This window comes from Pseudogulbenkiania sp. MAI-1, assembly GCF_000527175.1.
In the GTDB taxonomy this organism is placed as follows: Bacteria; Pseudomonadota; Gammaproteobacteria; order Burkholderiales; family Chromobacteriaceae; genus Pseudogulbenkiania.
In genome coordinates this window covers 114,309-138,437 of record NZ_AZUR01000001.1, presented here as the reverse complement: position 1 = coordinate 138,437, position 24,129 = coordinate 114,309, and the positions used below count along the sequence as shown (strand labels likewise).

At 68.0% G+C, this 24,129-nt stretch carries 20 protein-coding genes and 1 riboswitch; of the genes, 13 read left to right on the top strand and 7 right to left on the bottom strand.

Annotation, left to right across the window (positions count from 1 at the left end; translation table 11 throughout):
* Positions 1-116: 116 nt before the first annotated feature.
* The 8 genes from ppc (at position 117) to PSEMAI1_RS22365 (ending at position 9,510) form a co-directional block, all read left to right on the top strand.
* Entirely contained in the window at positions 117-2,822 is a 2,706-nt protein-coding gene (gene ppc / locus PSEMAI1_RS0100555) for a phosphoenolpyruvate carboxylase (RefSeq protein ID WP_024300983.1), read from the top strand.
* Between the two features lie 282 nt (positions 2,823-3,104).
* The gene (locus tag PSEMAI1_RS0100550) at positions 3,105-3,533 is read left to right on the top strand and encodes a type IV pilin protein (RefSeq protein WP_024300982.1); all 429 of its coding nucleotides are present in this window, start codon (positions 3,105-3,107) and stop codon (positions 3,531-3,533) included.
* Positions 3,534-4,088, top strand: a complete 555-nt coding sequence (locus PSEMAI1_RS0100545) for a GspH/FimT family pseudopilin (RefSeq protein ID WP_024300981.1) — start codon at positions 3,534-3,536, stop codon at positions 4,086-4,088.
* On the top strand, positions 4,082-4,729 hold the full coding sequence (locus tag PSEMAI1_RS0100540; RefSeq protein WP_024300980.1) for a PilW family protein: 648 nt from the start codon (positions 4,082-4,084) through the stop codon (positions 4,727-4,729). The genes PSEMAI1_RS0100545 and PSEMAI1_RS0100540 overlap by 7 nt, the downstream gene beginning before the upstream one ends.
* Positions 4,730-4,739: 10 nt before the next feature.
* The gene (locus tag PSEMAI1_RS0100535; RefSeq protein ID WP_024300979.1) at positions 4,740-5,780 is read left to right on the top strand and encodes a hypothetical protein; all 1,041 of its coding nucleotides are present in this window, start codon (positions 4,740-4,742) and stop codon (positions 5,778-5,780) included.
* Positions 5,780-6,565, top strand: a complete 786-nt coding sequence (locus PSEMAI1_RS20820) for a prepilin-type N-terminal cleavage/methylation domain-containing protein (RefSeq protein ID WP_024300978.1) — start codon at positions 5,780-5,782, stop codon at positions 6,563-6,565. Before PSEMAI1_RS0100535 ends, PSEMAI1_RS20820 begins: the two co-directional genes overlap by 1 nt.
* Positions 6,566-6,694: 129 nt before the next feature.
* Positions 6,695-8,077 (top strand): argininosuccinate lyase, encoded by a 1,383-nt coding sequence (gene argH, locus PSEMAI1_RS0100525; protein ID WP_024300977.1) that lies wholly within the window; start codon positions 6,695-6,697, stop codon positions 8,075-8,077.
* A gap of 329 nt (positions 8,078-8,406) precedes the next feature.
* Complete coding sequence (locus tag PSEMAI1_RS22365; protein WP_024300976.1) at positions 8,407-9,510, top strand: methyl-accepting chemotaxis protein; 1,104 nt, start codon at positions 8,407-8,409, stop codon at positions 9,508-9,510.
* A 44-nt stretch (positions 9,511-9,554) separates the two neighbouring features.
* Here PSEMAI1_RS22365 and glpK read toward each other — a convergent pair whose 3' ends face one another.
* The gene (gene glpK, locus PSEMAI1_RS0100515) at positions 9,555-11,027 is read right to left on the bottom strand and encodes a glycerol kinase GlpK (protein ID WP_024300975.1); all 1,473 of its coding nucleotides are present in this window, start codon (positions 11,025-11,027) and stop codon (positions 9,555-9,557) included.
* A gap of 114 nt (positions 11,028-11,141) precedes the next feature.
* Between glpK and PSEMAI1_RS0100510 the strand changes: the two genes are divergently transcribed.
* Together PSEMAI1_RS0100510 and PSEMAI1_RS0100505 are read left to right on the top strand one after the other, a co-directional pair.
* The gene (locus tag PSEMAI1_RS0100510) at positions 11,142-11,906 is read left to right on the top strand and encodes a DeoR/GlpR family DNA-binding transcription regulator (RefSeq protein ID WP_024300974.1); all 765 of its coding nucleotides are present in this window, start codon (positions 11,142-11,144) and stop codon (positions 11,904-11,906) included.
* A gap of 122 nt (positions 11,907-12,028) precedes the next feature.
* Entirely contained in the window at positions 12,029-13,915 is a 1,887-nt protein-coding gene (locus PSEMAI1_RS0100505; protein ID WP_024300973.1) for a ribonuclease catalytic domain-containing protein, read from the top strand.
* Between the two features lie 211 nt (positions 13,916-14,126).
* Here the strand turns inward: PSEMAI1_RS0100505 and PSEMAI1_RS0100500 are convergent, their stop codons facing one another.
* The 5 genes from PSEMAI1_RS0100500 to PSEMAI1_RS0100480 form a co-directional block, all read right to left on the bottom strand.
* Complete coding sequence (locus PSEMAI1_RS0100500) at positions 14,127-14,879, bottom strand: CbtA family protein (RefSeq protein ID WP_024300972.1); 753 nt, start codon at positions 14,877-14,879, stop codon at positions 14,127-14,129.
* 16 nt (positions 14,880-14,895) lie between these two features.
* Positions 14,896-15,093, bottom strand: coding sequence for a CbtB domain-containing protein (locus PSEMAI1_RS0100495; protein ID WP_024300971.1), 198 nt, complete (start codon positions 15,091-15,093; stop codon positions 14,896-14,898).
* 164 nt (positions 15,094-15,257) lie between these two features.
* Positions 15,258-15,400: riboswitch (cobalamin riboswitch) on the bottom strand.
* 284 nt (positions 15,401-15,684) lie between these two features.
* Positions 15,685-17,370, bottom strand: coding sequence for a DEAD/DEAH box helicase (locus PSEMAI1_RS20400; protein ID WP_029770417.1), 1,686 nt, complete (start codon positions 17,368-17,370; stop codon positions 15,685-15,687).
* Positions 17,371-17,566: 196 nt separating this feature from the next.
* Positions 17,567-18,334 carry a class III extradiol ring-cleavage dioxygenase gene (locus PSEMAI1_RS0100485; protein WP_024300969.1) on the bottom strand — a complete coding sequence of 256 codons (768 nt, stop codon included), beginning with the start codon at positions 18,332-18,334 and terminating at the stop codon, positions 17,567-17,569.
* 39 nt (positions 18,335-18,373) lie between these two features.
* The gene (locus PSEMAI1_RS0100480) at positions 18,374-18,787 is read right to left on the bottom strand and encodes a DoxX family protein (RefSeq protein ID WP_024300968.1); all 414 of its coding nucleotides are present in this window, start codon (positions 18,785-18,787) and stop codon (positions 18,374-18,376) included.
* Between the two features lie 102 nt (positions 18,788-18,889).
* On the opposite strand from PSEMAI1_RS0100480, the gene PSEMAI1_RS0100475 reads away from it, so the two are divergent.
* From PSEMAI1_RS0100475 to ccoG, 3 genes are all read left to right on the top strand, one after another.
* Positions 18,890-19,786: a LysR family transcriptional regulator gene (locus PSEMAI1_RS0100475; RefSeq protein ID WP_024300967.1), complete on the top strand. Its 897-nt coding sequence runs from the start codon at positions 18,890-18,892 to the stop codon at positions 19,784-19,786.
* 60 nt (positions 19,787-19,846) lie between these two features.
* Positions 19,847-20,392, top strand: a complete 546-nt coding sequence (locus PSEMAI1_RS0100470; protein WP_024300966.1) for a YaeQ family protein — start codon at positions 19,847-19,849, stop codon at positions 20,390-20,392.
* Between the two features lie 877 nt (positions 20,393-21,269).
* Complete coding sequence (gene ccoG / locus PSEMAI1_RS0100465; RefSeq protein WP_024300965.1) at positions 21,270-22,631, top strand: cytochrome c oxidase accessory protein CcoG; 1,362 nt, start codon at positions 21,270-21,272, stop codon at positions 22,629-22,631.
* 124 nt (positions 22,632-22,755) lie between these two features.
* Here ccoG and PSEMAI1_RS0100460 read toward each other — a convergent pair whose 3' ends face one another.
* On the bottom strand, positions 22,756-24,102 hold the full coding sequence (locus PSEMAI1_RS0100460; RefSeq protein ID WP_024300964.1) for a PLP-dependent aminotransferase family protein: 1,347 nt from the start codon (positions 24,100-24,102) through the stop codon (positions 22,756-22,758).
* Positions 24,103-24,129: the final 27 nt, after the last annotated feature.

Sequence of the window (24,129 nt, the reverse complement as noted above, 5' to 3'; positions counted from 1 at the left end):
ATGGCACTATCTGGGGAGAAGGTGCGGCGCCCTGCCCGGCAGCGGCGACCGGACACAGAGCCGCAAGCGACAAAAAATAAAGCATCACACTTCACCCTACAGACGGAGTTAATCGAATGACGGACCAGGACAAGGACCTCCCACTAAGAGCGAGCATCGCGCGGCTGGAACGCTTGCTGGGCGAGGTATTGCTCGAACAGGAAGGCCAGGAGGTCTATGAGGAAGTGCGCGCCATTCCGGCCGACGCACTGACCGGCGGCGAACGCAGCCGCTCGGTGCTGGAGCGACTGTCGCCCGGCGCCACCACCGCGCTGGTGCGCGCCTGTGGCCTGTACTCGCAGCTGTTCAACATCGCCGAGGACCTGCACCACACCCGCCGCCGCCGCGCCCACCAGATCGCCGGCTCGGCCCCGCAGCAAGGCAGCCTGACGGGCGCCCTGGCGCGCCTCAAGCAGGATGGCGTCGATTTCGGCCAGCTGGCTGCCACGCTGGCCGACGCCTCGGTGGTGGCGGTGCTGACCGCGCACCCGACCGAGGTGCAGCGCCAGAGCGTGCTCGACGGCCACCGCGCGGTGCGCAAATTCCTCTCCCAGCTCACCTCCCCGGAACTGACCCCGGACGAGGAAACCGAGCTGGAAGCCAAGCTCAAGCGCGTCATGCTGACCTTGTGGCAGACCTCGGAGATCCGCCCGTTCAAACTGTCGATCCGCGACGAGATCGAAAACGGCGTGGCCTACCATCCGCTGACCTTCTTCAGCGCCATGCCCAAACTCTACGACCGCCTGGGCCGGCTGATCGCCGAGCACTGGGGGCAAGCGGTCGAGCTGCCGTCCTTCCTGCGCGTCGGCAGCTGGATCGGCGGCGACCGCGACGGCAACCCCAACGTCGACGCCGGCGTGATGCGCCACGCCATCACGCGCCAGGCCGAGGAGGCGTTCCGCCACTACTTCTACGAACTGGCCGGCCTGTATCGCGAGCTGTCGCTGTCCGAGCGCCACGTCAGCGTCAGCGCCGCCGTGCAGGCCCTGTCGGCGGCCTCGCCCGACCTGGCCGAGAGCCGCCGCGAGGAGCCCTACCGCCGCGCGCTCGCCACCATCGAAGGCCGGCTGTCGGTGACGGCGGCGCGCCTGGGCGTGGAGGCGCGCGGGCGCTGGACACTGGGCGAGCCCTATTCCGACTGCGCCGCGCTGGTCGCCGATTTGCAGGCGCTGGTCGACTCGCTCAAGGAGCACGGCAGCGGCCTGTTGGCCGAGGGCCGGCTCGGCCGCCTCATGCGCACGCTCGACGTGTTCGGCTTCTTCCTGATGCCGCTCGACATGCGCCAGCATGCCGCCATCCATGAGGCGGTGGTGGGCGAGCTGTTCGCCCGTGCCGGTCTGGAAGAATACGCAGCACTGGACGAGGCGGCGCGGGTGCGCGTGCTGCTGCGCGAACTGGCCACGCCGCGCCTGCTCTACTCCCCTTACCTCGCCTACAGCGCCGACAGCGAAAAGGAACTGGCGATCTTCCGCGAAGCGGCGCGCATCCAGCAGCAATTCGGCGTCGACGCCATCGCCCAGAGCATCATCTCCAACTGCGCCACGGTCAGCGACATCCTGGCGCTGGCGCTGCTGTTGAAGGAAGCCGGGCTGATCCGGCTCGACAACGGCATCCCGCAGGCCAGCATCAACCTGGTGCCGCTGTTCGAGACCATCGCCGACCTGCAGAACGCCACCACGGTGATGGACGCGCTGTTCGCGCTGCCATGGTACCAGCAGCTCCTGAAGAGCCGCGGCCAGATCCAGGAAGTGATGCTGGGCTACTCCGACAGCAACAAGGACGGCGGCTACCTGACCAGCCAGTGGGAGCTCTACCAGGCCGAACAGCGGCTGGTGAAAAGCTTCGCGCGCGCCGGCGTCAAGCTCAAGCTGTTCCACGGCCGCGGTGGTTCGGTCGGGCGCGGCGGCGGCCCGTCCTACGAGGCGATCATGGCGCAGCCGGCCGGCAGCGTGGCCGGGCGCATCCGCATCACCGAACAGGGCGAGGTGATCGCCTCCAAGTACTCCGACCCGGACATCGGCGCGCGCAACCTCGAGGCGCTGGTGGCCGCCACGCTGGAAGCCAGCCTCACCCACCACCCGAGCAACGCGGTGGACGAGGAGCTGATGAGCGAGCTGTCCGGCCACGCCTTCACCGCCTACCGCGAGCTGGTCGAGACCCCGGGCTTCATGCAGTACTTCCTCGAGGCCACGCCGATCAGCGCCATCGCCAAGCTCAACATCGGCAGCCGCCCGGCCTCGCGCAAGAGCCTCAACTCGATCCGCGACCTGCGGGCGATTCCCTGGGTGTTCTCGTGGGCGCAGTCGCGCGTGATGCTGCCGGGGTGGTACGGCTTCGGCTCGGCGGTGTCGGCCTACCTCGGCCGCCACGGCGACGAGGGATTGGCGCGGCTGAAACAGGCTTATGCCGACTCGCCGTTCTTCCAGGTGGTGCTGTCGAACATGGAGCAGGTGCTGGCCAAGTCCGACCTCAACATCGCCAAGGGCTTCGCCGACCTGGTGTCCGACCGCCGCCTGGCCGACACGCTGTTTTCCCGCATCAGCGAGGAATGGCACAGGACCCAGCAGGCGTTCTTCGCCATCAGCGGCCAGCACAAGCTGCTGGAGAAGAACCCGACGCTGGGACGCAGCCTCGACACCCGCCTGCCTTACCTGGACGCGCTCAACCTGCTGCAGACGGAGCTCTTGCGCCGCCTGCGCGAGCAGCCGGACGACGCCGAGGCGCTGTACGCCATCCACCTCACCATCAACGGCATCTCGGCCGGGCTGAGGAACAGCGGCTGATCCCGCCCGACTCATAGCCGAAAGCCTTTCGGCCTTCCCTCCCGACACGACGGCAGCCCATAGGCTGCCGTTTTTCTTGCCCCGGCGGCATACCGGCGCCGGCCCGGCCGACAGGCGGCACGCGCAACGGGCTTCCTGCAACAGGACATCTGAGCCAGATCAAATTCATACAAATATTTGTATGGAAATATGGAATTTCTTCGAGAAACTAATTAGCATGCCCATAAGTCATTGAAATCATTAACAAAGCAAACAAAATACCAAGGGTATTGATAAGAATAAATGAACGCTGAGCCCAACTCGTCCTCCCACCGCCTCCACTGCACCGGCTTCACCCTGATCGAACTGCTGATCGTGCTCGTCGTCGTCGGCATCCTCGCCGCCATCGCCCTGCCGGCCTATCAGAGCTATGTGCGGAAGAGCCGCCGCAGCGATGCCACCGTGGCCCTGCGCGCACTCCAGTTCGCCGAGGAAAAATACCGCGCCAACAACAGCAGCTACGGCACGCTGGCGCAACTGGGCATGAGTTCCAGCACCGACAGCGGCTACTACACGCTGGCGGTGAGCAACCTCTCGGGCACCGGCTACACCCTCACCGCCAGCGCGGTCAGCGGCAGCTCGCAGGCCTCGGACAGCGGCTGCACCACGCTCACGCTGCAGCAATCCGGCGCCACGCAGACCGCCACGCCCAGCGCCTGCTGGAGCAAGTGAATGCCGGGCTTCTCCCCGCGTGCGCGCCATCGCGGCTTCACCCTGGTCGAGCTGCTGGTGACGCTGGCGGTGCTGGCGATCCTGATGGCGCTGGCGGTGCCGTCGTTCGGCGACCTTATCGACCGGGGACGACTCTCCTCGGCCGCCGACACGCTGTACGCCGACCTGCAGTTCGCCCGTTCGGAGGCCATCCGCAACAACCAGAACGTCGTCGTCAGCTTCCAGAGCGGCAGCAGCTGGTGCTACGGCATGGTGCTCGGCAGCAGCGCCTGCGACTGCAGCGTGAGCAACAGCGCCGCCGCCAATTACTGCGCGCTGAAACGGGTCACGGCCGCCGATTTCAGCCAGGTATCGATTCCCGACGCCGCCAGCATCACCTTCGCCGCCGGCCAGACCGGCTTCGACCCGGTGCGCGGCGTGGCGCTCGGCTCCGGCGCCGTCACCTTGCAGTCGGCGCGGGGCAAGCAGGCTACCGTCAGCCTGGCGCTGCTTGGCCGCGTCAGCCTGTGTTCCCCCGCCGGCAGCGGCTTTACCAGTGCCTACCCCTCATGCTGAACCGATCCCGACAACGCGGCATTTCGCTGATCGAACTGATGGTGTCGGTCGGCATCAGCCTGGTGCTGCTCCTGGGCATGACCAGCTTCCTGACCACCGGCCTCAAGAGCAACACCAGCACGATGAAGGCCGCCCGTCTCAACCAGGAGCTGCGCGCCATCATGCTGCTGATCAGCCGCGACGTACGCCGCGCCGGCTACTGGGGCAACGCCAGCAGCGGCGTGGGCGTCGGTTCCGCCGCTTACAGCAACCCGTTCGGCACTGTGAACACCGCCACGGCGGGCTGCATCCTGTACAGCTACGACCGCGACGGCGACGGCAGCCAGGACAGCGACGAGCGGTACGGCGTGCTGCTCAGCAACGGCACGGCCATGTTGCGCAGCGGCGGCAGCGATTACGGCTGCATCCCGGGCGCCAACAACAGCTGGGAAGCGCTGTCCGACAGCAACGTCACCACCATCGGCACGCTCAGCTTCAGCCTGGCCTCGACCCCCTACTACCTGAGCGGCACGTCCGGCCCCAACATCCTGACGCGCACCGTGACCATCACGCTGGCCGGGCAGCTCAAGAGCGACAGCAGCGTCAAACAGACGCTGACCGAAACGGTCAAGCTGGAAAACGACCTGTTCCAGGCCAGCTGAGGCACGCCCGATGAGACACTTCCCCTCCCCGCTCTCGCGCCAGCACGGCCTGGCCACCCTGGCCGTCGCGCTGATCATGCTGTTCCTGATGAGCCTGCTGATCTTCAACACCAGCTCCGGCATGCTGCTCGAGCTCAAAACCGGCAACAACCAGTACTACCAGGCCAAGGCGCTGGAAGCGGCGCGCGGCGGGGTCGACTACACCGTGTCCTGGCTCGATGTCTCGGGCAACTACGGCGGCCTCGCCTGGAGCAGCGACGCCACCGGCCCGAGCGGCAACAACCAGCGCGCGGTGCTGCCGTCGTCGGTGGCCAGCCAGACCCTCGGCGGCTACAGCGTCGCCGTCACGCTGTGGCGCAACTCGGCCAATACCTCCATCCTCGAGGTCCGGGCCATCGCCAGCGGCGACGCCAGCGCCACGGTACGGCAGAAGATCCACGCCAAGACCATCAGCTTCAATGTCAGCAGCGTGCCGCCGTTGATCATCAACGGCTGCCTGAGCGGCGTGACCGGCAACCCGGACATCCACCCGGCCAATAGCGGCGATGTCGTGATCAAATCGTCGCAGGCTAGCAGTTGCGTCGTCCCCGGCCATCTGGGCATGAACGGCGGGGTGACCGAGGGCAACGTCTTCGCCACCAGCGCCTGGGATTACGTGTTCGCCACCTCCAAGGCGGATATGAAGGAACTCGCGGCGCAGTCTTCCACCGACGCCATCTACTACTACGACAGCAGCAACCCGTTCTCCGGCAACTGGCATGACGACGTCGGGACGGCCAGCAGCCCCGGCATCCTGATCTTCGACACCGGGGCCGGCTGCCCCAAGATCAACGGCAACGTCACCATCTACGGCATCGTCTACTACGCCGCCGAATGCGGCAGCGACCAGGGCTGGGGCAATAGCACCATCCACGGCAGCGTGGTATCCGAGGGCAGCATCACCAAGCTCACGGCCAATACCGACTTCTACCCCTGGCCCGGCGGCAGCGTGCCGAGCTACACCATTGCCATGGATTTGGCCAAGTTGCCCGCCTCGTGGAGGGATTTCTGATGCGCACCAGCCCCTCAACGCGCCAGCGCGGCTTCAGTCTGCTGGAAGTGCTGATCACTCTGGTGGTGCTGGGCGGCGGCCTGCTGGCCATCGGCGGCCTCTACGGCAAGATCATGAACGGCAGCGCCGCCGCCAAGGAGCGCAGCGAAGCGGTGGTGCTGGCGGAGCAGAAGCTGGAGGAACTGCGCTACGCGCTGTATGCCAGCATCGCCGCCGGCTCGGACAGCGTCAACGCGGCCACCGGCAGTGGCAGCAGCGCCAACTTCAGCCGCAACTGGAGCGTCACCAGCTCAAGCAGCCCGGCCTACAAGACCGTGACGGTCACCGTCAGCTGGACCGACAGCCGCAACCAGAACCAAAGCGCCGTGCTCACCAGCCGCATCAGCGGCATCGACCCGAAACGCTCGGGCGAGCTGATCGCCACGGTCGGTTCGAACAGTTCGAGTACGGGCAACGGCACGGGTAACAATGGCTCGGGCAGCGGAACCGGCGGCGATAGCGGGACGGGGACGGGTTCCGACAGCGACACCGGAAGCGGAACGGACACCGGGACCGATACGACGCCGGTCGTTTGCACGACCACGATTGCCATCAAGGCCAAGAGGGGCAATTCGACGGTCACCGTCAGCCCATCGGCAACCACTTCCTCACACAACGGAGTGAACTGGACGTTCAACTTCAACCTAGCCAAAGGCACCAGCCTGAGCTTTACCGACAGCAACGTATCTCAGCCGTATACAGGTTTGACAACGGACTGCGGCACGGCCCAATCTCATGACTTCTAGCTACAGTTATCGGCCCGGACCATCATCAGGCTAGGCCGATCACAAGCCTGTCGGTCGATTCGCCGTGCCGACAGGCTTTTGTCTTATAATCACCGCTTCCCCTTTGCCTAACCCTGGGTATCCACCGCCATGCAAGACAGCCATGCCTGGTCCGGCCGCTTCTCCGAGCCGGTCTCCGAACTCGTCAAGAAATACACTGCCTCGGTCGACTTCGATAAGCGTCTGGCCGAGTTCGACATCGAGGGCTCGCTGGCCCACGCCACCATGCTGAACAAGGCCGGCGTACTGTCGGACGAGGACGTGGCGGCGATCCGCCAGGGCATGGCCGAGATCCTGGACGACATCCGCGCCGGCCGCCTGGAGTGGAGCGTGGACCTGGAAGACGTGCACATGAACGTCGAGCGCCGCCTGACCGACAAGATCGGCGACGCCGGCAAGCGCCTGCACACCGGCCGCTCGCGCAACGACCAGGTCGCCACCGACATCCGCCTGTGGCTGCGCGCCCAGATCGACGCCATCGTGGCGCTGATCGCCGAGCTGCAGACCAGCCTGCTGGACCTGGCCGAAGCCAACGCCGACACCGTGATGCCGGGCTTCACCCACCTGCAGGTGGCCCAGCCGGTGACCTTCGGCCACCACATGCTGGCCTACGTCGAGATGCTGTCGCGCGACGCCGAGCGCATGACCGACTGCCGCAAGCGCGTGAACCGCCTGCCGCTGGGCGCGGCGGCGCTGGCCGGCACCACCTTCCCGATCGACCGTCACTACACCGCGCAGCTGTTGGGCTTCGACGACGTCTGCCACAACTCGCTCGACGCCGTGTCCGACCGTGACTTCGCCATCGAATTCACCGCCGCCGCCTCCCTGGTGATGGTGCATCTCTCCCGCCTGTCGGAAGAGCTGATCCTGTGGATGAGCCCGCGCGTGGGCTTCATCGACATCGCCGACCGCTTCTGCACCGGCTCGTCGATCATGCCGCAGAAGAAGAACCCGGACGTGCCGGAGCTGGTGCGCGGCAAGTCGGGCCGCGTGGTGGGCCACCTGATCGCGCTGGTGACGCTGATGAAGGCGCAGCCGCTGGCCTACAACAAGGACAACCAGGAGGACAAGGAGCCGCTGTTCGACACCGCCGACACGCTGATCGACACGCTGCGCATCTACGCCGACATGATGCGCGGCATCACGGTGAAGAAGGACGCGATGCGCGCCGCCGTGCTGCAGGGCTTCGCCACCGCCACCGACCTGGCCGACTACCTGGTGAAAAAGGGCCTGCCGTTCCGCGACAGCCACGAGGTGGTGGCGCTGACCGTGCGCCATGCCGAGACCCAGGGCGTGGATATCGCCGACCTCAGCCTGGAGAAGCTGCGCGAGTTCTCGCCGCTGATCGAGGCGGACGTGTTCGCCGTGCTGACGCCGGAAGGCTCGCTGGCGCAGCGCGACCACGTCGGCGGCACCGCCCCGAATCAGGTCCGCGCCCAGATCGCCCGCCACCGCGCCCGTCTGGCCGGCTGATACGCCACGCCATGACACACAGAGGCCGGGCATGTCCCGGCCTCTGGCTGCTGACAACGTGCTGTGATGCGTTTTTACAGGACCCGGCAAAGCCGGGCCTCTCCACCTCGGTGGTTGATTCCGCAGCCTGTCCCGCCATTCCCCATCCCCCTGCCCTTGCCCTGCAAGGGAGCCTCGCTACGCTCGAGAAGAGGGCAACTTGTGCCCAACGGCGGCAAAATCACGACGGCAGAAGAATATTTCATCAGGGTCAATTTCTTCCGGCGCATAACTGGGTAAGATGAACGACTATCGGCCCATCCGCGCCACCCTAGCCTCCGGGAGATACCGTGTTATTCAGCAAAACCCGCACCGCCCTGCAGCAGTCCGAAACCGCCAACGCCAGCTTGCAGCAAGAGAACGCGCTGCTGAAGCAGCGGCTTGCCCAACTGGAAAGCGCCCACGCCGAGCAGGCCGAGGAGCTGGCGCGGCTGCAGCGCGAGCGCAGCATGCTGGAGGGGGTGTTCACCAACGTCGGGCGCTTCGGCGAGACCCTGGACGGCGTGCGCCAATCCTTCCTCGGGCTGGCCGACTCGCTAAACCGGGAAAAAACCTCGGCACGCGAGGTGGCGGCGCAGTCCGACGCCAACCGCCAGGGCTTCGAGCGCATCGCCACCGACCTGCAGAGCATGTTCGAGCGCATCCAGCAGGCGTCGGCCAACGTCGAGGCGCTGTACCAGCAGGCCGAACAGATCGGCGGCATCGTGCGCCTGATCAAGGACATCGCCGACCAGACCAACCTGTTGGCGCTGAATGCCGCCATCGAGGCCGCCCGCGCCGGCGAGAGCGGCCGTGGCTTCGCCGTGGTGGCCGACGAGGTGCGCAAGCTGGCGGAACGCACCGCCAAGGCCACCACCGAGATCGCCGCGCTGGTCGGCACCATCCAGGGCGAGACGCAGAGCGCCAAGCAGACCATGCAGCTGGGTGCCGACGACGCCAGCCGCTTCTCGACCGAGAGTCAGGAGGCGGTGGTCAGCATGCAGCGCCTCTACGGCCTGTCGCAGCAGATGGAAACGGCAATCGCCGCGGCGGCACAGCTGTCCGGCGTCGAGCTCGCCAACCTCGACGAGCTGACGGTCAAGCTGGAGGTGTACAAGGTGTTCATGGGCATCGCCAAGACGCGCCCCGAGGCGCTGCCGGACGAGACCCAGTGCCGGCTCGGCCAGTGGTATTACGGCGAGGGCAAGGAGCGCTTCGCGCGCCTGCCGGGCTACGCCGCGCTGGAAGCCCCGCACCGCGACGTGCACGAGCACGCCCGCCGCGCCGTCGAGCTGTTCTACGCCGGCCGCTACGAACAGGCGCTGACCGAACTGGCCGCGATGGAACAGGCCAACGCCTCGGTGATGGCCGGCCTCACGCGCATGCTGGCCGAGCTGAAGCCGGCCGGACACTGAGCCTCTTCCCTGGGCCGGCGCGCTGAACGCCGGTCCGCTGACCTTCAGCCGGGCTGGCTCAGGGTGCGTGCCACCGCCACCCGCCAGCCCTGGTACAGCGCCGCGCGCCGATCCTCGCTCATGCCCGGCTCGAAGCGCTGCTGGCGCTGCCACAACGCGGCCAGCTCATCGAGCGAGCCGTACACCCCCGCCCCCAGTCCCGCCAGGAAGGCCGCGCCAAGCGCGGTGGTTTCGCTGACCGCCGGCCGCTCCACCGGCAGCGCCAGCATGTCGGCCAGGAACTGCATCAGCCAGTCGTTGCCGACCATGCCGCCATCCACGCGCAGGCTGGCCGGGCGCGCCGCGCCGTCGGCCTGCATCGCTTCCAGCAGGTCGCGCGTCTGGTAGCACACCGACTCCAGCGCGGCGCGCACGATGTGGGCGATGCCGGAGTCGCGCGTCAGGCCGATGATGGCGCCGCGCGCCAGCGGGTCCCAGTACGGCGCGCCGAGCCCGGTGAACGCCGGCACCAGGTAGACGCCGCCGGTGTCGGGGAGCTGGCGCGCCAGCGTCTCGCTCTCGCCGGCGGAGTGGATCAGCCGCACTGCGTCGCGCAGCCATTGCACGGCGGCGCCGGCGACGAAGATGCTGCCTTCCAGCGCGTAGGTGGTGCGCCCTTCCAGCCGGTAGCACACCGTCGACAGCAGGCGGTGGCGCGAGGTCAGCACTTGGCTGCCGGTGTTCTGCACCAGGAAGCAGCCGGTACCGTAGGTGGACTTGATCATGCCCGGCTCGAAACAGGCCTGGCCGACGGTGGCAGCCTGCTGGTCGCCGGCCAGCGCGGTGATCTGCAAGGGCAGGCCGAACAGGGTGGTGGTGCCGAAATCGGCGACGTTGTCGCGCACCTCGGGCAGCAGTGCGCGCGGGATGTCGAACAGCGCCAGCAGCGCGTCGTCCCACTGTTGACGGTGGATGTCGAACAGCAGCGTACGCGCGGCGTTGCTGGCGTCGGTGGCGTGCACCCGCCCCTCGGTCAGGCGCCATAGCAGGAAGCTGTCGACGGTGCCGAACGCCAGCTCACCGCGCTCTGCGCGTTCGCGCGCGCCGGGGAGGTGGTCGAGCAGCCAGGCGAGCTTGCTGGCGGAGAAGTAGGGATCGAGCACCAGGCCGGTTTTGGCGCTCACCAGCGCGGCGTTCTCCGGCGTGGCCAGTTCCGCGCAGCGCTCGGCGGTGCGCCGGTCCTGCCAGACGATGGCGCGATGCAGCACCCGGCCGCTGGCGCGCTCCCACAGCAGCGTGGTCTCGCGCTGGTTGGTGAGCCCGAGCGCCGCCGGCCGCGCGCCACTTGCCAGCACCTCGCGCACCAGCGCCTGCGTGTCGCGCCAGATGTCCTCGGGGTCGTGCTCCACCCAGCCCGGCTGCGGAAAATGCTGCGGCAGCTCGCGCTGGGCGCGCTGCAACACCCGGCCCTGCGCGTCGAACAGCATGGCGCGGGTACTGGTGGTGCCCTGATCGATCACCAGCAGGGTGGCAGTCATAAGCCGAACTCCTTTCGATTGGCGCGCCGCGCCGACAAAATCGCGTGCCGATTTGCCCGCAAGCGACAAAATATGTTAATTAACAGACGACAGATTTTCGGAATCGAACCCAACATGAGCCGCTCCCCCCGCCACGAGAAGATCCTGCAACTGGTCCGCGAAAATGGTTTCATGCCGATCGAGGAACTGGCCCGGCTGCTCGACGTGACCCCGCAGACCATCCGCCGCGACATCAACCAGCTGTGCGAGGAAAACCTGCTGCGCCGCTATCACGGCGGCGCCGCGCTCGGCAGCAGCGTCGAGAACGAGGACTACGTGGCGCGCAAGGGCAAGCTGCAAAGCGAGAAGGCACACATCGCCGACATGATCGCCGAGCACATCCCCGATCACGCCTCGCTGTTCATGAGCATCGGCACCACCATCGAGGCGGTGGCCCAGGCGCTCACCGCCAGCCACAAGGGCTTGCGCGTGATCACCAATAATATCCATGTGGCATCGATCATGTCAGCCAACCCCGACTTCAACGTGCTGATCACCTCTGGCGTGGTGCGCGCCTCGGACGGCGGCATCACCGGGGTGGCCACGCTCGACTTCATCAACCAGTTCAAGGTCGATTACGCCATCCTCGGCGTGTCCGGCATCGAGCCGGACGGCTCGCTGCTCGATTTCGACTACCGCGAGGTGCGCGTGGCGCAGGCGATGATGAACAATGCGCGCCACCGCTACCTGGCCGCCGACCACAGCAAGTTCGGCCGCAACGCGCTGGTACGCATGGGCCACATCAGCGAATTCCACGCCGTGTTCACCGACGAAACCCCGCCGGAGCCGCTGGCCAAGATGATGGTCGAGCACAACGTGCGCTTGCACCTTGCAGCATAGGCCGCCCCACCGCTCCGCCGAAAGCCCGCACATGCTGCGGGCTTTTTTGCACCCGGCCGGCGGCATGCCGGCCCCTGCTGGTATACTGCAGCGTTTGCAAGCAACAACTAGCCTGACGCGCCATGAACGTTTTTTACGAAGAAAGCGGCAGCTTCAAGGTGGGCGCCGTGGTGTCCCGCAATGACGCCAGCCTGCAGGTCGACACCCTCCACGGCAAACGCGCCAAGATCAAGTCGGCCAGCGTGATGCTGGAATTCAACTCGGCGCTGGCCGAGTTCCTGCCGGCGGTCGAGAAGCTGGCCGCCGAGATCGACGTCGACTTCCTGTGGGAAGTGAGCGGCCAGGACGAATTCGGCTTCGAGGCGCTGGCAGCCGACTACTGGGGCCATGCCCCCAGCGCGGTGGAAGCCGCCGCCATCATCCAGCGCCTGTTCGAGGCGCCGATGTACTTCTACAAGAAGGGCAAGGGGCGCTTCAAGGCGGCGCCGGAAGAGTCGCTGAAGGCGGCGCTGGCCGGCATCGAGAAGAAGAAGCGCGAGCAGGAGCAGATCGACGGCTGGGTGGCCGAACTGAAGGCCGGCCGTCTGCCGGACGCCATCCGCGCCCAGCTGATGACGCTGCTATTCCGCCCGGACAAGAACACGCTGGAGTTCAAGGCCTTCGACCAGGCCTGCCGCGAGCGCAACCTGCCGCCGGTGCGGCTGGCGGCCGAGGTCGGCGGCATCCCCTCGGTGCCCGACTACCTGATGGCGGGCTTCCTGCTGGAATACTTCCCCAAGGGCACCGGTTTTGGCCAGTACGCCGCGCCGGTGCTGCCGGGCGAAGACGAACTGCCCCTCTCCGACGTGGCAGCGTTCTCGATCGACGACGCCGCCACCACCGAGATCGACGATGCGCTGTCGCTGGTCGCACTGCCTAACGGCAATCAGCGCGTCGGCATCCACATCGCCGCGCCGACGCTGGGCGTGGCGCCGGGCTCGGACATCGAGAAACTGGTGTTCCAGCGCCTCTCCACCGTGTACTTCCCCGGCGACAAGATCACCATGCTGCCGGACGAGCTGGTCGAGCTGTTCACGCTGAAGGAAGGCCAGGCCTGCCCGGCGGTGAGCCTGTACGTCGAGGTGACGCCGGAATTCGAGCCGGTCGGCTACGAGAGCCGTATCGAGCGCGTGACCATCGCCGCCAACCTGCGCCACGCCCAGCTGGAGCAGGTGTTCAACGAAGAGACGCTGGCCCTCCCCGACGGCGGCCCGGACTACCCGTTCAAGCGCGAGCTGACCTGGCTGTGGCAGTTCGCCAACGCGCTGGAGAAGCGCCGTGGCAAGTACGACCCGACACGCCCGGTGCAGATGGACTACAACTTTAACGTGGTCGACGGCAAGGTGCAGATCACGCTGCGCAAACGCGGCGCACCGATGGACAAACTGGTGTCCGAGCTGATGATCCTCGCCAACAGCGAGTGGGGCCGCATGCTGGCCGAGGCCGACATCCCGGCGATGTACCGCGCGCAGAGCATGGGCAAGGTGCGCATGACCACCCGTCCGGAGCCGCACGTCGGACTCGGCGTGGCGCAGTACGCCTGGTCCACCTCGCCGCTGCGGCGCGCCACCGACTTCGTCAACCAGCGCCAGCTCACCGCGATGATCCGCGGCGAGAAGCCCGAGTTCGAGCAGGGCAACGCCATGCTGTTCGCCATCCTGCGCGACTTCGACGCCACCTACAGCGCCTACCTCGCCTTCCAGGACCGCATGGAGCACTTCTGGTGCCTGCGCTGGTTCAGCCAGGAAGGCGTCACCGAACCGACCGCGACGCTGATCAAGGAAGACCTGGTGCGCATCGACGGCCTGCCGCTGCGCCTGCGCGTGCCCGGCCTGCCGGAGCTCGCCAGCGGCGACAAGGTGCGGCTGGCGGTGATCCGCATCGACGAGCTGACGCAGGAGATCGAGCTGCGTTACGCCGGCAAGGTGGGCCATGAGGAGGTACTGGTCGAGGAAGACAGCACGGTGTGATGCCGTGCGGGATTGGGCGCGGGGGCATCATGCCCGGCCCCGACCTGCCTCGCCGATGGGTTGCGGCGCCTATTCCTTCGCCACGCTGCGCTATCTTGCTCAGTCAGCGCCTCCGCCCATCCTACGCTAGCCAGCTTCGTCCGCCCCCAGCAGAACGAAAAAAGCCCCGGAGTTCATTCTCCGGGGCTTTTTTACGGGACGACCGCGCGACTTAGCGCGATACCGCCGGGAAACGCTGGAACAGCCCGCCCAGCACGCCACCCAGCGCCAGCCACAGCACCGCGGCGGTGGCCAGTGCCGCCAGCATGAAGTCGCTCATCAGCCGTTCTGGCACCAGCGTGTGCACCTCGGCCAAAACCGGGGCGCCGACCAGATGCGGCAGCGCCGCCAAGGCCAGCGCGCCGACGGCCCACAGCGCGTGGCGCTTCTGCCAGGCACGGTACAGCCCGAACAGCGCACCGGCGGTGGCACCCACGGTGAGCAGCCACCACAGCTGGCGCTGCTGCAGGTCGGCCGTCGGCACACCCGGTGGTTCCGGCGGCAGGCCGAGCGATGGCGCCAGCTGGAACACCACGAAGCCGAGCGCACCGAACAGCAGGCCGCGCCGCCAGTCGATGTGGCCGAGCTGGGACAGCACGGCGCCCAGCAGCAGGGCGTATCCCATCGCCGCCAGCGTGGTCGTGATCGCGGTGGCAACGGCGCGGTGCGTCGCGTCCTCGGACGGTTCGTCGCTGGCCGCCGCTTCGTGCGTATGCCCTTCGGCCACGGCTTCATGCGTGTGGGCTTCGTGCGCATGGGCCTCGTGGACGTGCGCCACGGCGGGCGCCGGGGCCGCTTCGAGCTGCAGCTCGTAGCGTTCGGCCTGTTCGATCAGCGGCTGGACCAGGGCGAGCTGGACCGGCGTCGTCACCGCGCCGGCCAGCAGGCCGCCCAGCAGCGACAACGCCACAATACGTGCAAACATGGTTTTCCTTCGTCGGTCAGTGGCAGACGAAGCCCATGGTATGGCGCGTATCGTGGCTCTCGCCGTGGGCGATGCCCGGGGCGAAGCCGACGGCGTAGAGGATCACCGCACCCAGCAGCGCGGCGCACAGGGCGGCGGCACGGGCTTTCCAGCGCGTGGCGCTGGCGGAGTCGATCTGGCTGATCGGTTCAGCGGCGGATTTTTGCAACAGCATGTCTATCTCCTGGTCTTTCCATGCCCCCCTGTCTCACGGCACCGGCCGGCAACACCACAGCGGTGGCGCGGGCCGGCGATGGCGCGGCAGGGTAAGGGAGGGGCAAGCTGGAAGAAACGTTAAGCGCACCGCCCTCCGCGGTGCATAGCGTCGTCGCCTTCGGCCGGTCTCCGGGCTCACGAGCCGGGAGCGGTCTCCCACGCCGGCGCCTTCCCGGGTCGAACCCAGTGGCATGATGCCGGCGTTCACTCGATTACCGTTGCGGGGGCAGCGACGGATTTGCCGATCGGCACACCGTCTTCCCGTTGGACGCTTCCCGGTCTGCTTTCGGCAACACGCGCCGTGCGCCGTCGCGCACGGACCGAAGCCGAAAATCGGCGGGCAAGCCTCCAAGCCCGGGGCGTATGCGGACCCGGGCACACCGAAAGCTGCTTAAGGATAGCAGAAGCGCGCCGGCAAGGCGGTCAAAATGCATAAGACCTGTCGCGCTCCTGCTCCGGCCCGGCTGCTCGGTCTGGCCGGAGCCTGGGCGAAAAAAAAGCCGCCCGCCCGGTCGGGGAAGGCGGCATGGCAGTGCGGGCGTCGGGCTCGTCAGCGGCTGCCGTTACCGTCGCGCCGCGGCGCAAACAGCGCGGCGGTTTGACGCGGCTGGGCGGGCTTGCCGCGGCGGCCCCCGGCCGGCCGCGCCGGCGCCACGCGGTTGCCGTTGATGTCCCTCGGCGGCGGCGGCATCACGTTGCCGTTCACCTCCTTCGGCGGCGGCGGCAGGACGTTGCCGTTCACCTCGCGGCGCTGGCCGTTGCCCTGCTGGCGCGCCTTGGGCTGCTGGGCGCCGGCGTTGCTCTTGGGCGGACGGGCGCCGGGCTGGCGCGCACCGTCGGCGTGCTCGTGGCGGCGGCCGTTCTGGCCGCCATTGGCGCCGTTACCGCCACGCGCGTTGCCGCTCTGGCTCTGGCCCTCGCCGTTGCGGCGCTGGCTTTGACCTTGGCCCTTGTTCTGAGCCTGGGCTTGGCTCTGACGCGGCTGGGCCTGGGCTTGACGCTGCCCCTGACGCTGACCTTGTCCCTGGCGCGGCTGGCCTTGCCCCTGGCCACGGCGCTGGCCGCCCATCAGGATCGGCTCCGGCGGCACCGTCAGGTCGGCCTCGAAGCCGGGGATGGTGAACTGCGGAATCGACATCTTGATCAGCTTCTCGATGTCCTTGAGGAACTTGAACTCGTCCACGCACACCAGCGACACCGCCTCGCCCTCGTTGCCGGCGCGGCCGGTGCGGCCGATGCGGTGCACGTAGTCTTCCGGCACGTTGGGCAGCTCGAAGTTGACCACGTGCGGCAGCTGGTCGATGTCGAGGCCGCGCGCGGCGATGTCGGTGGCCACCAGCACCTGCAGATCGTTGCTCTTGAAGTCGGCGAGCGCCTTGGTGCGGGCGTTCTGGCTCTTGTTGCCGTGGATGGCGGCGGCGGTGATGCCACTCTTTTCCAGCTTTTCGGCCAGGCGGTTGGCGCCGTGCTTGGTGCGGGTGAACACCAGCACCTGGTGCCAGTCGCCGTCCTTGATGAGCTGGGTCAGCAGTTCGGTCTTCTTGTCGCGGTCGACCAGATGCACCTTCTGCGCCACCAGCTCGTTGGTGGTGTTGCGGCGCGCCACCTCGACCAGCTGCGGGTTGTCGAGCAGGCGGTCGGCCAGCGCCTTGATCTCGTCGGAGAAGGTGGCCGAGAACAGCAGGTTCTGGCGCTTGGCCGGCAGCAGCGCCAGCACCTTCTTGATGTCGTGGATGAAGCCCATGTCGAGCATGCGGTCGGCTTCGTCCAGCACCAGGATCTCGATGCCGGAAAGGTCGAGGGTCTTCTGCCCGGCGTGGTCGAGCAGACGGCCCGGCGTGGCCACCAGGATGTCCACCGGCTTGCGCAAGGCGGCGATCTGCGGGTTGATGCCGACGCCGCCGAACATCACCATCGATTTGTGCGGCAGGTATTTGCCGTAGGTGCGCACCGATTCTTCCACCTGGGCGGCGAGTTCGCGCGTCGGGGTCAGCACCAGGGCGCGCGGGCGGCCCTTGAGGTGGGTCGGCGCCGGGCCGAGGCGGTGCAAGAGCGGCAGGGTGAAGCCGGCGGTCTTGCCGGTGCCTGTCTGGGCGGCGGCGAGCAGGTCGCCGCCACGGATCACTTGCGGAATGGCCTGGGCCTGGATCGGCGTGGGCGTGGTGTAGCCGGTGTCGGCGACGGCACGCAACAGGGGCTCGGACAGGCCGAGGTCGGAAAACTTGATATCAGACATGACAACTCCAGCGACGGCCCAATCGCAGGGAGTGCGACACCAATCCAGGCAAACGTCGTTGATGGAAATTCGGGTGGCTTCATGAGGAAGCGGGACCGCGCGCCGATTGGCCCGGCGCGGGAAGGCGACAGTGTACAGGGGTTGGCGCAGAAGGGGAACCCGCTACCGGGGCTTGACCGGCAGCGGACAGAAGAAATCAGCCGAATGCCAGCGCATCCATCGCAATGCTGCCATGCTCCATGCCGCTATGCAGCACGGTGACCGGCGCGCCGCCGGCGCCGAGCGCGAAGAACAACGGCAGCAGGTGCTCGGCGGTAGGATGGTTGCGCTTGGCGTGCGGCGCCTGGCGTTCCCAGTCGAGCACGGCATCGACGTCGCCCTCGGCCAGGCGGTCGAGCATCCAGCGCTGGAATGCCTCGGCCCACGGCTCTGGTGCGGCGTTCCACGCCACCTCGTACAGATTGTGGGTCAGGCTGCCGGAGCCGACCAACAGCACGCCGTCGTCGGCCAGTTCCGTCAGCGCCCGGCCGAGCCGGTAATGGGTGGCGGCGTCCTCGGCCGGCAGCACCGGCAGGCTCACCACCGGGATGTCGGCGTCGGGGTACATCGCCATCAGCGGCACCCAGGCGCCGTGGTCGAGGCCGGGGCGCTGATCCGGCTGTACGGTGAAGCCGGCGCTGGCCAAGCGGCGGTCGATGTCGTCGGCCAGGGCGCGCTCGCCAACGGCCGGGTACTGCAGCCGGTAGAGCTGCTCCGGGAAGCCGCCGAAGTCGTGCACGGTGCGCCATTGCACCGCCGAACCGGCCCCCGGCAGCCGCGCCGGGCGGTGCGCCGACAGGCTGACGATGGCGCGCGGGCGCGGCTGGCTCTCGGCCCAGCGCCGCCAGGCAGCCGGCGCGGGCGAGCCGTCGATCAGCACGGTCGGGGCACCGTGCGAGAGGAACAGGCTGGGCAGGCGGGTCATGGAGCTCTCCTTTGATTCAGTATTCGATGATACGGCGGTTTATTGCTGGTCGCGACGGCCGATCGGCTTGAGCGCGAAGGCGCCGTCGCCGAGCAGGGCCACGCTCAGCGCCGCCACGGTCAGGAAGGCCGGGTATTCCCAGCCGCCGCCCGGGTTGCCGAAGGCCCAGCCGTTGGCCAGGTGCACCAGCAGGGTGGCGCCGAGCAGCACCGGGCTCAGCAGCAGCGCCACCTGGCGCCCGGCCACGCCGAGGATCAGCAGCACGCCGCCGGCGATCTCGGCCGCCATGGTGAGCGGGCCGACGAAGCCGGGCAGGCCGAGCGAGGCGAAGAACCGGGCGGTACCGGCCGGGGTGAACACGAACAGCTTGGTCAGGCCGTGGGCCAGGAACATCAGGCCGAGGCTCAGGCGCAGCAGGAAGGCGGCGTAGGGGGCGGTGCGGGAATCGATCATGGGGGTTCTCCGGTGGGTGGGGTATGAGCGTATTAAAGCGCTTGCCATCCGATCGATAAACCCGCCATATTTCACAATATTGATGCTCTGCAAGAAACAATCATGGACCTGATGACCGCCATGCGCGTGTTCCACGCCGTGGCCGACGGCGGCAGTTTCACCCAGGCCTCGGACAGGCTCGGTCTGTCGCGCGGCATGGCCAGCAAGTACATCAGCTGGCTCGAGGCCCATCTCGGCACGCGGTTGATGAACCGCACCACGCGCCGGCTGGCGCTGACCGAGAGCGGCGCCGACTACCTGGCGCGGGTGGCCAGCATCCTGGCCCAGGTCGACGAGGCCGAGGCGCAGGCGGCGCAGGCCAGCCTGGAGCCGGTCGGCACCTTGCGCGTCAGCGCCCCACTCGCCTTCGGCGTACGCCGGCTGGGGCCGATCCTGGCCGGCTTCAACGCCCACTACCCGCGCCTGACGGTGGAGCTGCTGCTGGAGGACCGCCAGCGCGACATGCTCGAAGACGGCGTCGACCTGACGCTGCGCATCACCACCGACCTCGGCCAAAGCCAGCTGGTCTCGCGCGTGCTGGCGCCGGTGCGGGTGGTGGTGTGCGCCGCGCCGGCCTACCTGGCGCGCCACGGCACCCCGACCACCCCGGCCGAACTCGCCCGCCACCAGTGCCTGCGCTACACCCTGAGCGAGCCGGTCGACGAATGGCGCTTCGGCAACGAGCGGGTCAAGATCAGCGGCCCGCTCGCCGCCAACAACGGCGACCTGCTGGTGGACGCGGCGCGCCACGGCATGGGCATCATCTGCGAACCGACCTTCCTGCTCGGCGACGACCTGAAGAGCGGCCGGCTGGTACCGCTGCTGGAGGGCTATCCGCTGCCCGAATTCCGCCTGTACGCACTCTACCCACACCGCCAGTACCTGCCGCGCAAGGTGCGCGCGCTGGTCGATTATCTGGCCGATCATTTTGCCGGCGAGCCCGACTGGGACGCCTATTGAGCGCCAAAACCGCTACACTAGCGCGCTTCATTCCCAACTTGCCCGCGACCGGACCCGACCATGGCGCTCAAAGCCACCATCTACAAAGCCGAACTCAGCATCACCGACCTGGACCGCAGCTACTACGCCAGCCACAACCTCACCCTCGCCCTGCACCCCTCGGAAACCGTCGAACGCATGATGCTGCGGCTGGCGGCCTTCGCCCGTCACGCCAGCGACACGCTGACCTTTACCAAGGGCATCTGCGAGGACGACGAGCCGGATCTGTGGCAGAAGAACTATTCGGACGAGATCGAGCTGTGGATCGAGCTGGGCGAGCCGGACGAGAAGCGCCTGCGCAAGATCTGCGGCCGCGCCGAACAGGTGTGGATCTACAGCTACGGCGGGCGCGCCGCGGACGTGTGGTGGCGGGACATGGAGGGCAAGGCATCGCGCTTCGAGCATTTGCACATCCTCGGCGTCAGCCCGGACACGCTGACCCAGCTGGCGGCGCTGGCCGAGCGCAGCATGCAGTTGCAGGTGACGATCCAGGATGGGCAGATGTGGCTGTCGGACAACGTGCACAACGTGCTGGTGGAGTTCGTGACGTTGAAGGAGGGGCAGTAAGGAGCGGTGGCTGCTCGATGCCTGCCGATAGGGCGATATATGGTGAGCTGAGGAGCTGGGCGGGATAGCAGCTCAGGCCCCTTCCGATATTGCTGGCGATGGTGTAGGGGCCGGTTCCGCCCGGCGGACGGGAAGGGGGAATTTGCGTCGCCAAATTCCCCCTTCACCCCCAAAGGCGACCCCCACCGCCGTGGCCTTCGGCTTCCCGCCGGGGCCCGGTCATGGCAAGGCGCGGCTGGAACTAGCCGGGCGCTAACGTCGCCCGTCGTCGGACAGCCAGCCGCTTAAGACCTTGCCATGCCCACCCAGCGGCACGGCAGAAGGGGGACCCTCTACTGACGTATTGACTAGGTTGATTTGGATCAGGGAAAAGACTAACCAGTAAGGATCGGACAGGGTTGACGGAAAACCACGCGGAGCCGGTACTTCCAAAAGCCAAAACATTGCAGAAGAAATCACGTTCCAGCCTTCGCCTGTTCCCCCCAAAGCCAAGACATTATCGATGTGACCAATCCGCCCTTCCGCCGCGCCGGCTGGATGGGGGATGGCGAGGTTTTAAGCCGTGCGCTGTCTGAGCCGTTCGACGTTAGCGAACGGCGAGTTTGCACGGCGCCTCGCCAGCCTCCGGCCAGACGGAAACAAGCGGCGGTGGGCTCGCCTTGGGAGCGTCGAGGGGCTTGGCGAGACAAGCCCCTCGACCCGCCTGCCGGGCGGGACCGGCAAAGTCTCCACCCCGCCAACCTCGGCAGGCTAGCAGCAGCCTCGCCGACGACACCCCACGGCCCTGTGTCCGTCATTTCCCCCATCCCTGTGCCTTATGCGGCAACGCAGCACGCCCTACCCTGACACCCATCCCGTTTTACCATGGTGGTGTCCCATGTCCGCAGTCCAAGCCATACCGATCAAACTCTACCCGCGCCTGACGCGCGGTCGTTTCAACAACTGGCGCGTCGGTTTCGTCGTCGTCACCCAGCTGCTCTACTTCGGCCTGCCCTGGCTGCCATGGCACGGCCGCCAGGCGCTGTGGTTCGACCTCACCGGCGGGCGCTTCCACCTGTTCGGCCTGACGCTGCTGCCGCAGGACATGGTCTACCTCGCCGCACTGCTGATGGCCAGCGCCTTCGGCCTGTTCCTGTGGACTACGCTATCCGGCCGGCTGTGGTGCGGCTTCTCCTGTCCGCAGACGGTGTACACCGAGATCATGCTGTGGATCGAGCGCTGGACCGAGGGCAAGCCGGCGGCGCGCCGCGCGCTGGATGCCGCGCCGTGGAGCCTGAACAAACTGACGCGCAAGGGCGGCAAGCATGCGCTGATGGTGGCGTTCTCGCTGTGGACCGGCCTCACGCTGGTCGGCTACTTCAGCCCGCTGCGCGAGCTGGCGGCCGGCCTGCCCACGCTCGCCATCGGCCCGTGGGAGGCGTTCTGGGCCTTGTTCTACGCCGGCTTCACCTATCTGCTGGCCGGCGTGCTGCGCGAGAAGGTGTGCCTGCACATGTGCCCGTACGCGCGCTTCCAGGGCGCCATGTTCGACCCGGACACCCAGCTGGTGGCCTACGACGCCCGCCGCGGCGAACCGCGCGGGGCGTTGCGCAAGGACGCGGCCCCCGGCGTGGCGCGCGGCGACTGCGTCGATTGCGGGCTGTGCGTGCAGGTCTGCCCCACCGGCATCGACATCCGCGCCGGCCTGCAGTACGAGTGCATCGGCTGCGCCGCCTGCATCGACGCCTGCGACGCGGTGATGGACAAGATCGGCGCGCCGCACGGGCTGATCCGCTTCACCACCCAGCGCGCCGAGGACGGCGGCGATGCGCGTGCGCGCCGCCTCTGGCAGCGCCCGCGCGTGCTGGTCTACGGCGGCCTGCTGGCGGTATTGCTGGTACTGACGGTGACCGGCCTGCTGCACCACACGCCGTACAAGCTCGACGTGCTGCGCGACCGCGCTTCGCTGGTGCGGGAGGGGGACGACGGCTGGCTGGAGAACAGCTACAGCCTGCGGGTGATGAACGGCGACGAGCGCGCGCACCGCTTCCGCATCGAGGTGGAGGGTCTGCCCGGGGCGCGGCTGCGCGATGGCGGGCAGGTGATGGTGCCGCCGCTCACCGTTGCCACCGTCGGGGTACGGGTGGCGGCCGATCCGGCCACGGTGGCGCGCGGCAGCCAGCCGCTGCGCTTCGTGCTGCGTGCCGCCGACGCGCCGGAGCAGAAGGTGACGGCCGACAGCAGCTTCATCGGTGAGTGAATCCCGCCCGTCCCCTCGCAGGATGGGTACAGGCACCATTCCTTCACAACGCTGCGCTACCTTGCTCAGTCAGTGCCGGAACCCATCGGCCACGAACGATGGGTTGCGCTTTGCTCCACCCATCCTACCTTGCTACTGGGGAGGCCCTAAGCGCCGCCGCCAGCCAGTCCAGCGCGGCCGCCTGGCTACTGGGTTCGACGTAGCTCAGGTTGAGGCGCAAGGCGTGGCGGCTGGCGCCGTCGGGGTGGAACAGCGCGCCGGGCGCGAAGTGCAGGCCGTGCGCCTGCGCCTCGGCCAGCAGCGCCTGGCTGTCCGGGCCGTCGTCCCATTCCAGCCACAGGAAGTAGCCGCCCTGCGGCCGGGACAGCCGCACCGACGGCGGCAGCCGCGCCGCCAGCGCCTGGCGCAGGGCGGCGGCGCGCTCGGCCAGTTGCTGGCACAGCCGGCGCAGGCCGGGCTGGTAGCCCCCGTCGGCCAACAGTTCGGCGATCGCCATCTGGTTGGGCAGCGGCGAGGCCAGCGTGGTGCTGACCTTGAGCCGGCACACCGCGTCGAGGTAACGCCCCGGCGCGATCCAGCCGACACGATAGCCCGGCGCCAGCGACTTGGAGAAGGTGGCGCAGTACAGCACGCGGCCGGCCGTGTCGCGCGCCTTGAACGGCGCCGGGGCCGGCGCCGCGAACGCCAGCTGGCGGTAGGCATCGTCTTCGATGATCGGCACGTCATAGCGCTCGGCCAGCCGCCACAGCGCGGCGCGGACGGCCTCGCCCAGGCAATGCCCGGTGGGATGCTGGAAGTTGGCCATCACCGCGATGCCGTGCACCCGGCCCTCGGCCAGGCCCTGTTCCAGCGGCGCTAGGTCGAGCGCGCCGTCGAGCCCGACCGGCAGCGCCAGCGTGGCGATGCCGTGCTGCGCCAGCAACCCCAAGAGGCCGGGGAAGGCCGGCGTCAGCACCGCCAGGCAGGGTTCCGCCACCTCGTGGGTCACCACCTGCACCGCCAGCGCGAGCGCCTCCATGCCGCCGCAGGTGATGACGATCCGGTCCCAGTCCAGCGCCATGCCCTCGGCGTGGCACTGGCGCGCGAGCTGGCGTCGCAGCGCGTCCAGCCCGAGCAGCTCGTGCCGCGCCAGCAGTTCGGGGTAGCGCCGCTGCACCCGGACGAAGGCCTGCGCCAAGGCGCGGCCGTCGAACAGCGCCGGGTTGATGAACGGCGAGCCCCACGGCAGCACCGTGTCCGCCTTGGCCGCCGCCGTCGCCCCGCCGCCCGCCGCCACGCGGAAACCGGCACGCGGCTGCGCCTCGACGTAGCCCTGCCGTTCCAGCTCGTAGTAGGCCCGCTTGGCGGTGTTCATGCCGACGCGGTGGGTGTCGCACAGGCGGCGCAGCGACGGTAGCGCGTCGCCGGGGCGGTAACTGCCGTGCTCGATGGCGGCAACGAAGAAATCGACCAGCGTGGCGTACTTGGACATCGGCACAGCTTCTGCGGCGGGAAAAAC

What these genes read in the sequence shown, in the direction of transcription:
- ppc (WP_024300983.1), top strand. Translation starts at nt 117, where the DNA reads ATGACGGACCAGGACAAGGACCTCCCACTAAGAGCGAGCATCGCGCGG.
- PSEMAI1_RS0100550 (WP_024300982.1), top strand. Translation starts at nt 3,105, where the DNA reads ATGAACGCTGAGCCCAACTCGTCCTCCCACCGCCTCCACTGCACCGGC.
- PSEMAI1_RS0100545 (WP_024300981.1), top strand. Translation starts at nt 3,534, where the DNA reads ATGCCGGGCTTCTCCCCGCGTGCGCGCCATCGCGGCTTCACCCTGGTC.
- PSEMAI1_RS0100540 (WP_024300980.1), top strand. Translation starts at nt 4,082, where the DNA reads ATGCTGAACCGATCCCGACAACGCGGCATTTCGCTGATCGAACTGATG.
- PSEMAI1_RS0100535 (WP_024300979.1), top strand. Translation starts at nt 4,740, where the DNA reads ATGAGACACTTCCCCTCCCCGCTCTCGCGCCAGCACGGCCTGGCCACC.
- PSEMAI1_RS20820 (WP_024300978.1), top strand. Translation starts at nt 5,780, where the DNA reads ATGCGCACCAGCCCCTCAACGCGCCAGCGCGGCTTCAGTCTGCTGGAA.
- argH (WP_024300977.1), top strand. Translation starts at nt 6,695, where the DNA reads ATGCAAGACAGCCATGCCTGGTCCGGCCGCTTCTCCGAGCCGGTCTCC.
- glpK (WP_024300975.1), bottom strand. Translation starts at nt 11,027, where the DNA reads ATGACTGCCACCCTGCTGGTGATCGATCAGGGCACCACCAGTACCCGC.
- PSEMAI1_RS0100510 (WP_024300974.1), top strand. Translation starts at nt 11,142, where the DNA reads ATGAGCCGCTCCCCCCGCCACGAGAAGATCCTGCAACTGGTCCGCGAA.
- PSEMAI1_RS0100505 (WP_024300973.1), top strand. Translation starts at nt 12,029, where the DNA reads ATGAACGTTTTTTACGAAGAAAGCGGCAGCTTCAAGGTGGGCGCCGTG.
- PSEMAI1_RS0100500 (WP_024300972.1), bottom strand. Translation starts at nt 14,879, where the DNA reads ATGTTTGCACGTATTGTGGCGTTGTCGCTGCTGGGCGGCCTGCTGGCC.
- PSEMAI1_RS0100495 (WP_024300971.1), bottom strand. Translation starts at nt 15,093, where the DNA reads ATGCTGTTGCAAAAATCCGCCGCTGAACCGATCAGCCAGATCGACTCC.
- PSEMAI1_RS20400 (WP_029770417.1), bottom strand. Translation starts at nt 17,370, where the DNA reads ATGTCTGATATCAAGTTTTCCGACCTCGGCCTGTCCGAGCCCCTGTTG.
- PSEMAI1_RS0100485 (WP_024300969.1), bottom strand. Translation starts at nt 18,334, where the DNA reads ATGACCCGCCTGCCCAGCCTGTTCCTCTCGCACGGTGCCCCGACCGTG.
- PSEMAI1_RS0100480 (WP_024300968.1), bottom strand. Translation starts at nt 18,787, where the DNA reads ATGATCGATTCCCGCACCGCCCCCTACGCCGCCTTCCTGCTGCGCCTG.
- PSEMAI1_RS0100475 (WP_024300967.1), top strand. Translation starts at nt 18,890, where the DNA reads ATGGACCTGATGACCGCCATGCGCGTGTTCCACGCCGTGGCCGACGGC.
- PSEMAI1_RS0100470 (WP_024300966.1), top strand. Translation starts at nt 19,847, where the DNA reads ATGGCGCTCAAAGCCACCATCTACAAAGCCGAACTCAGCATCACCGAC.
- ccoG (WP_024300965.1), top strand. Translation starts at nt 21,270, where the DNA reads ATGTCCGCAGTCCAAGCCATACCGATCAAACTCTACCCGCGCCTGACG.
- PSEMAI1_RS0100460 (WP_024300964.1), bottom strand. Translation starts at nt 24,102, where the DNA reads ATGTCCAAGTACGCCACGCTGGTCGATTTCTTCGTTGCCGCCATCGAG.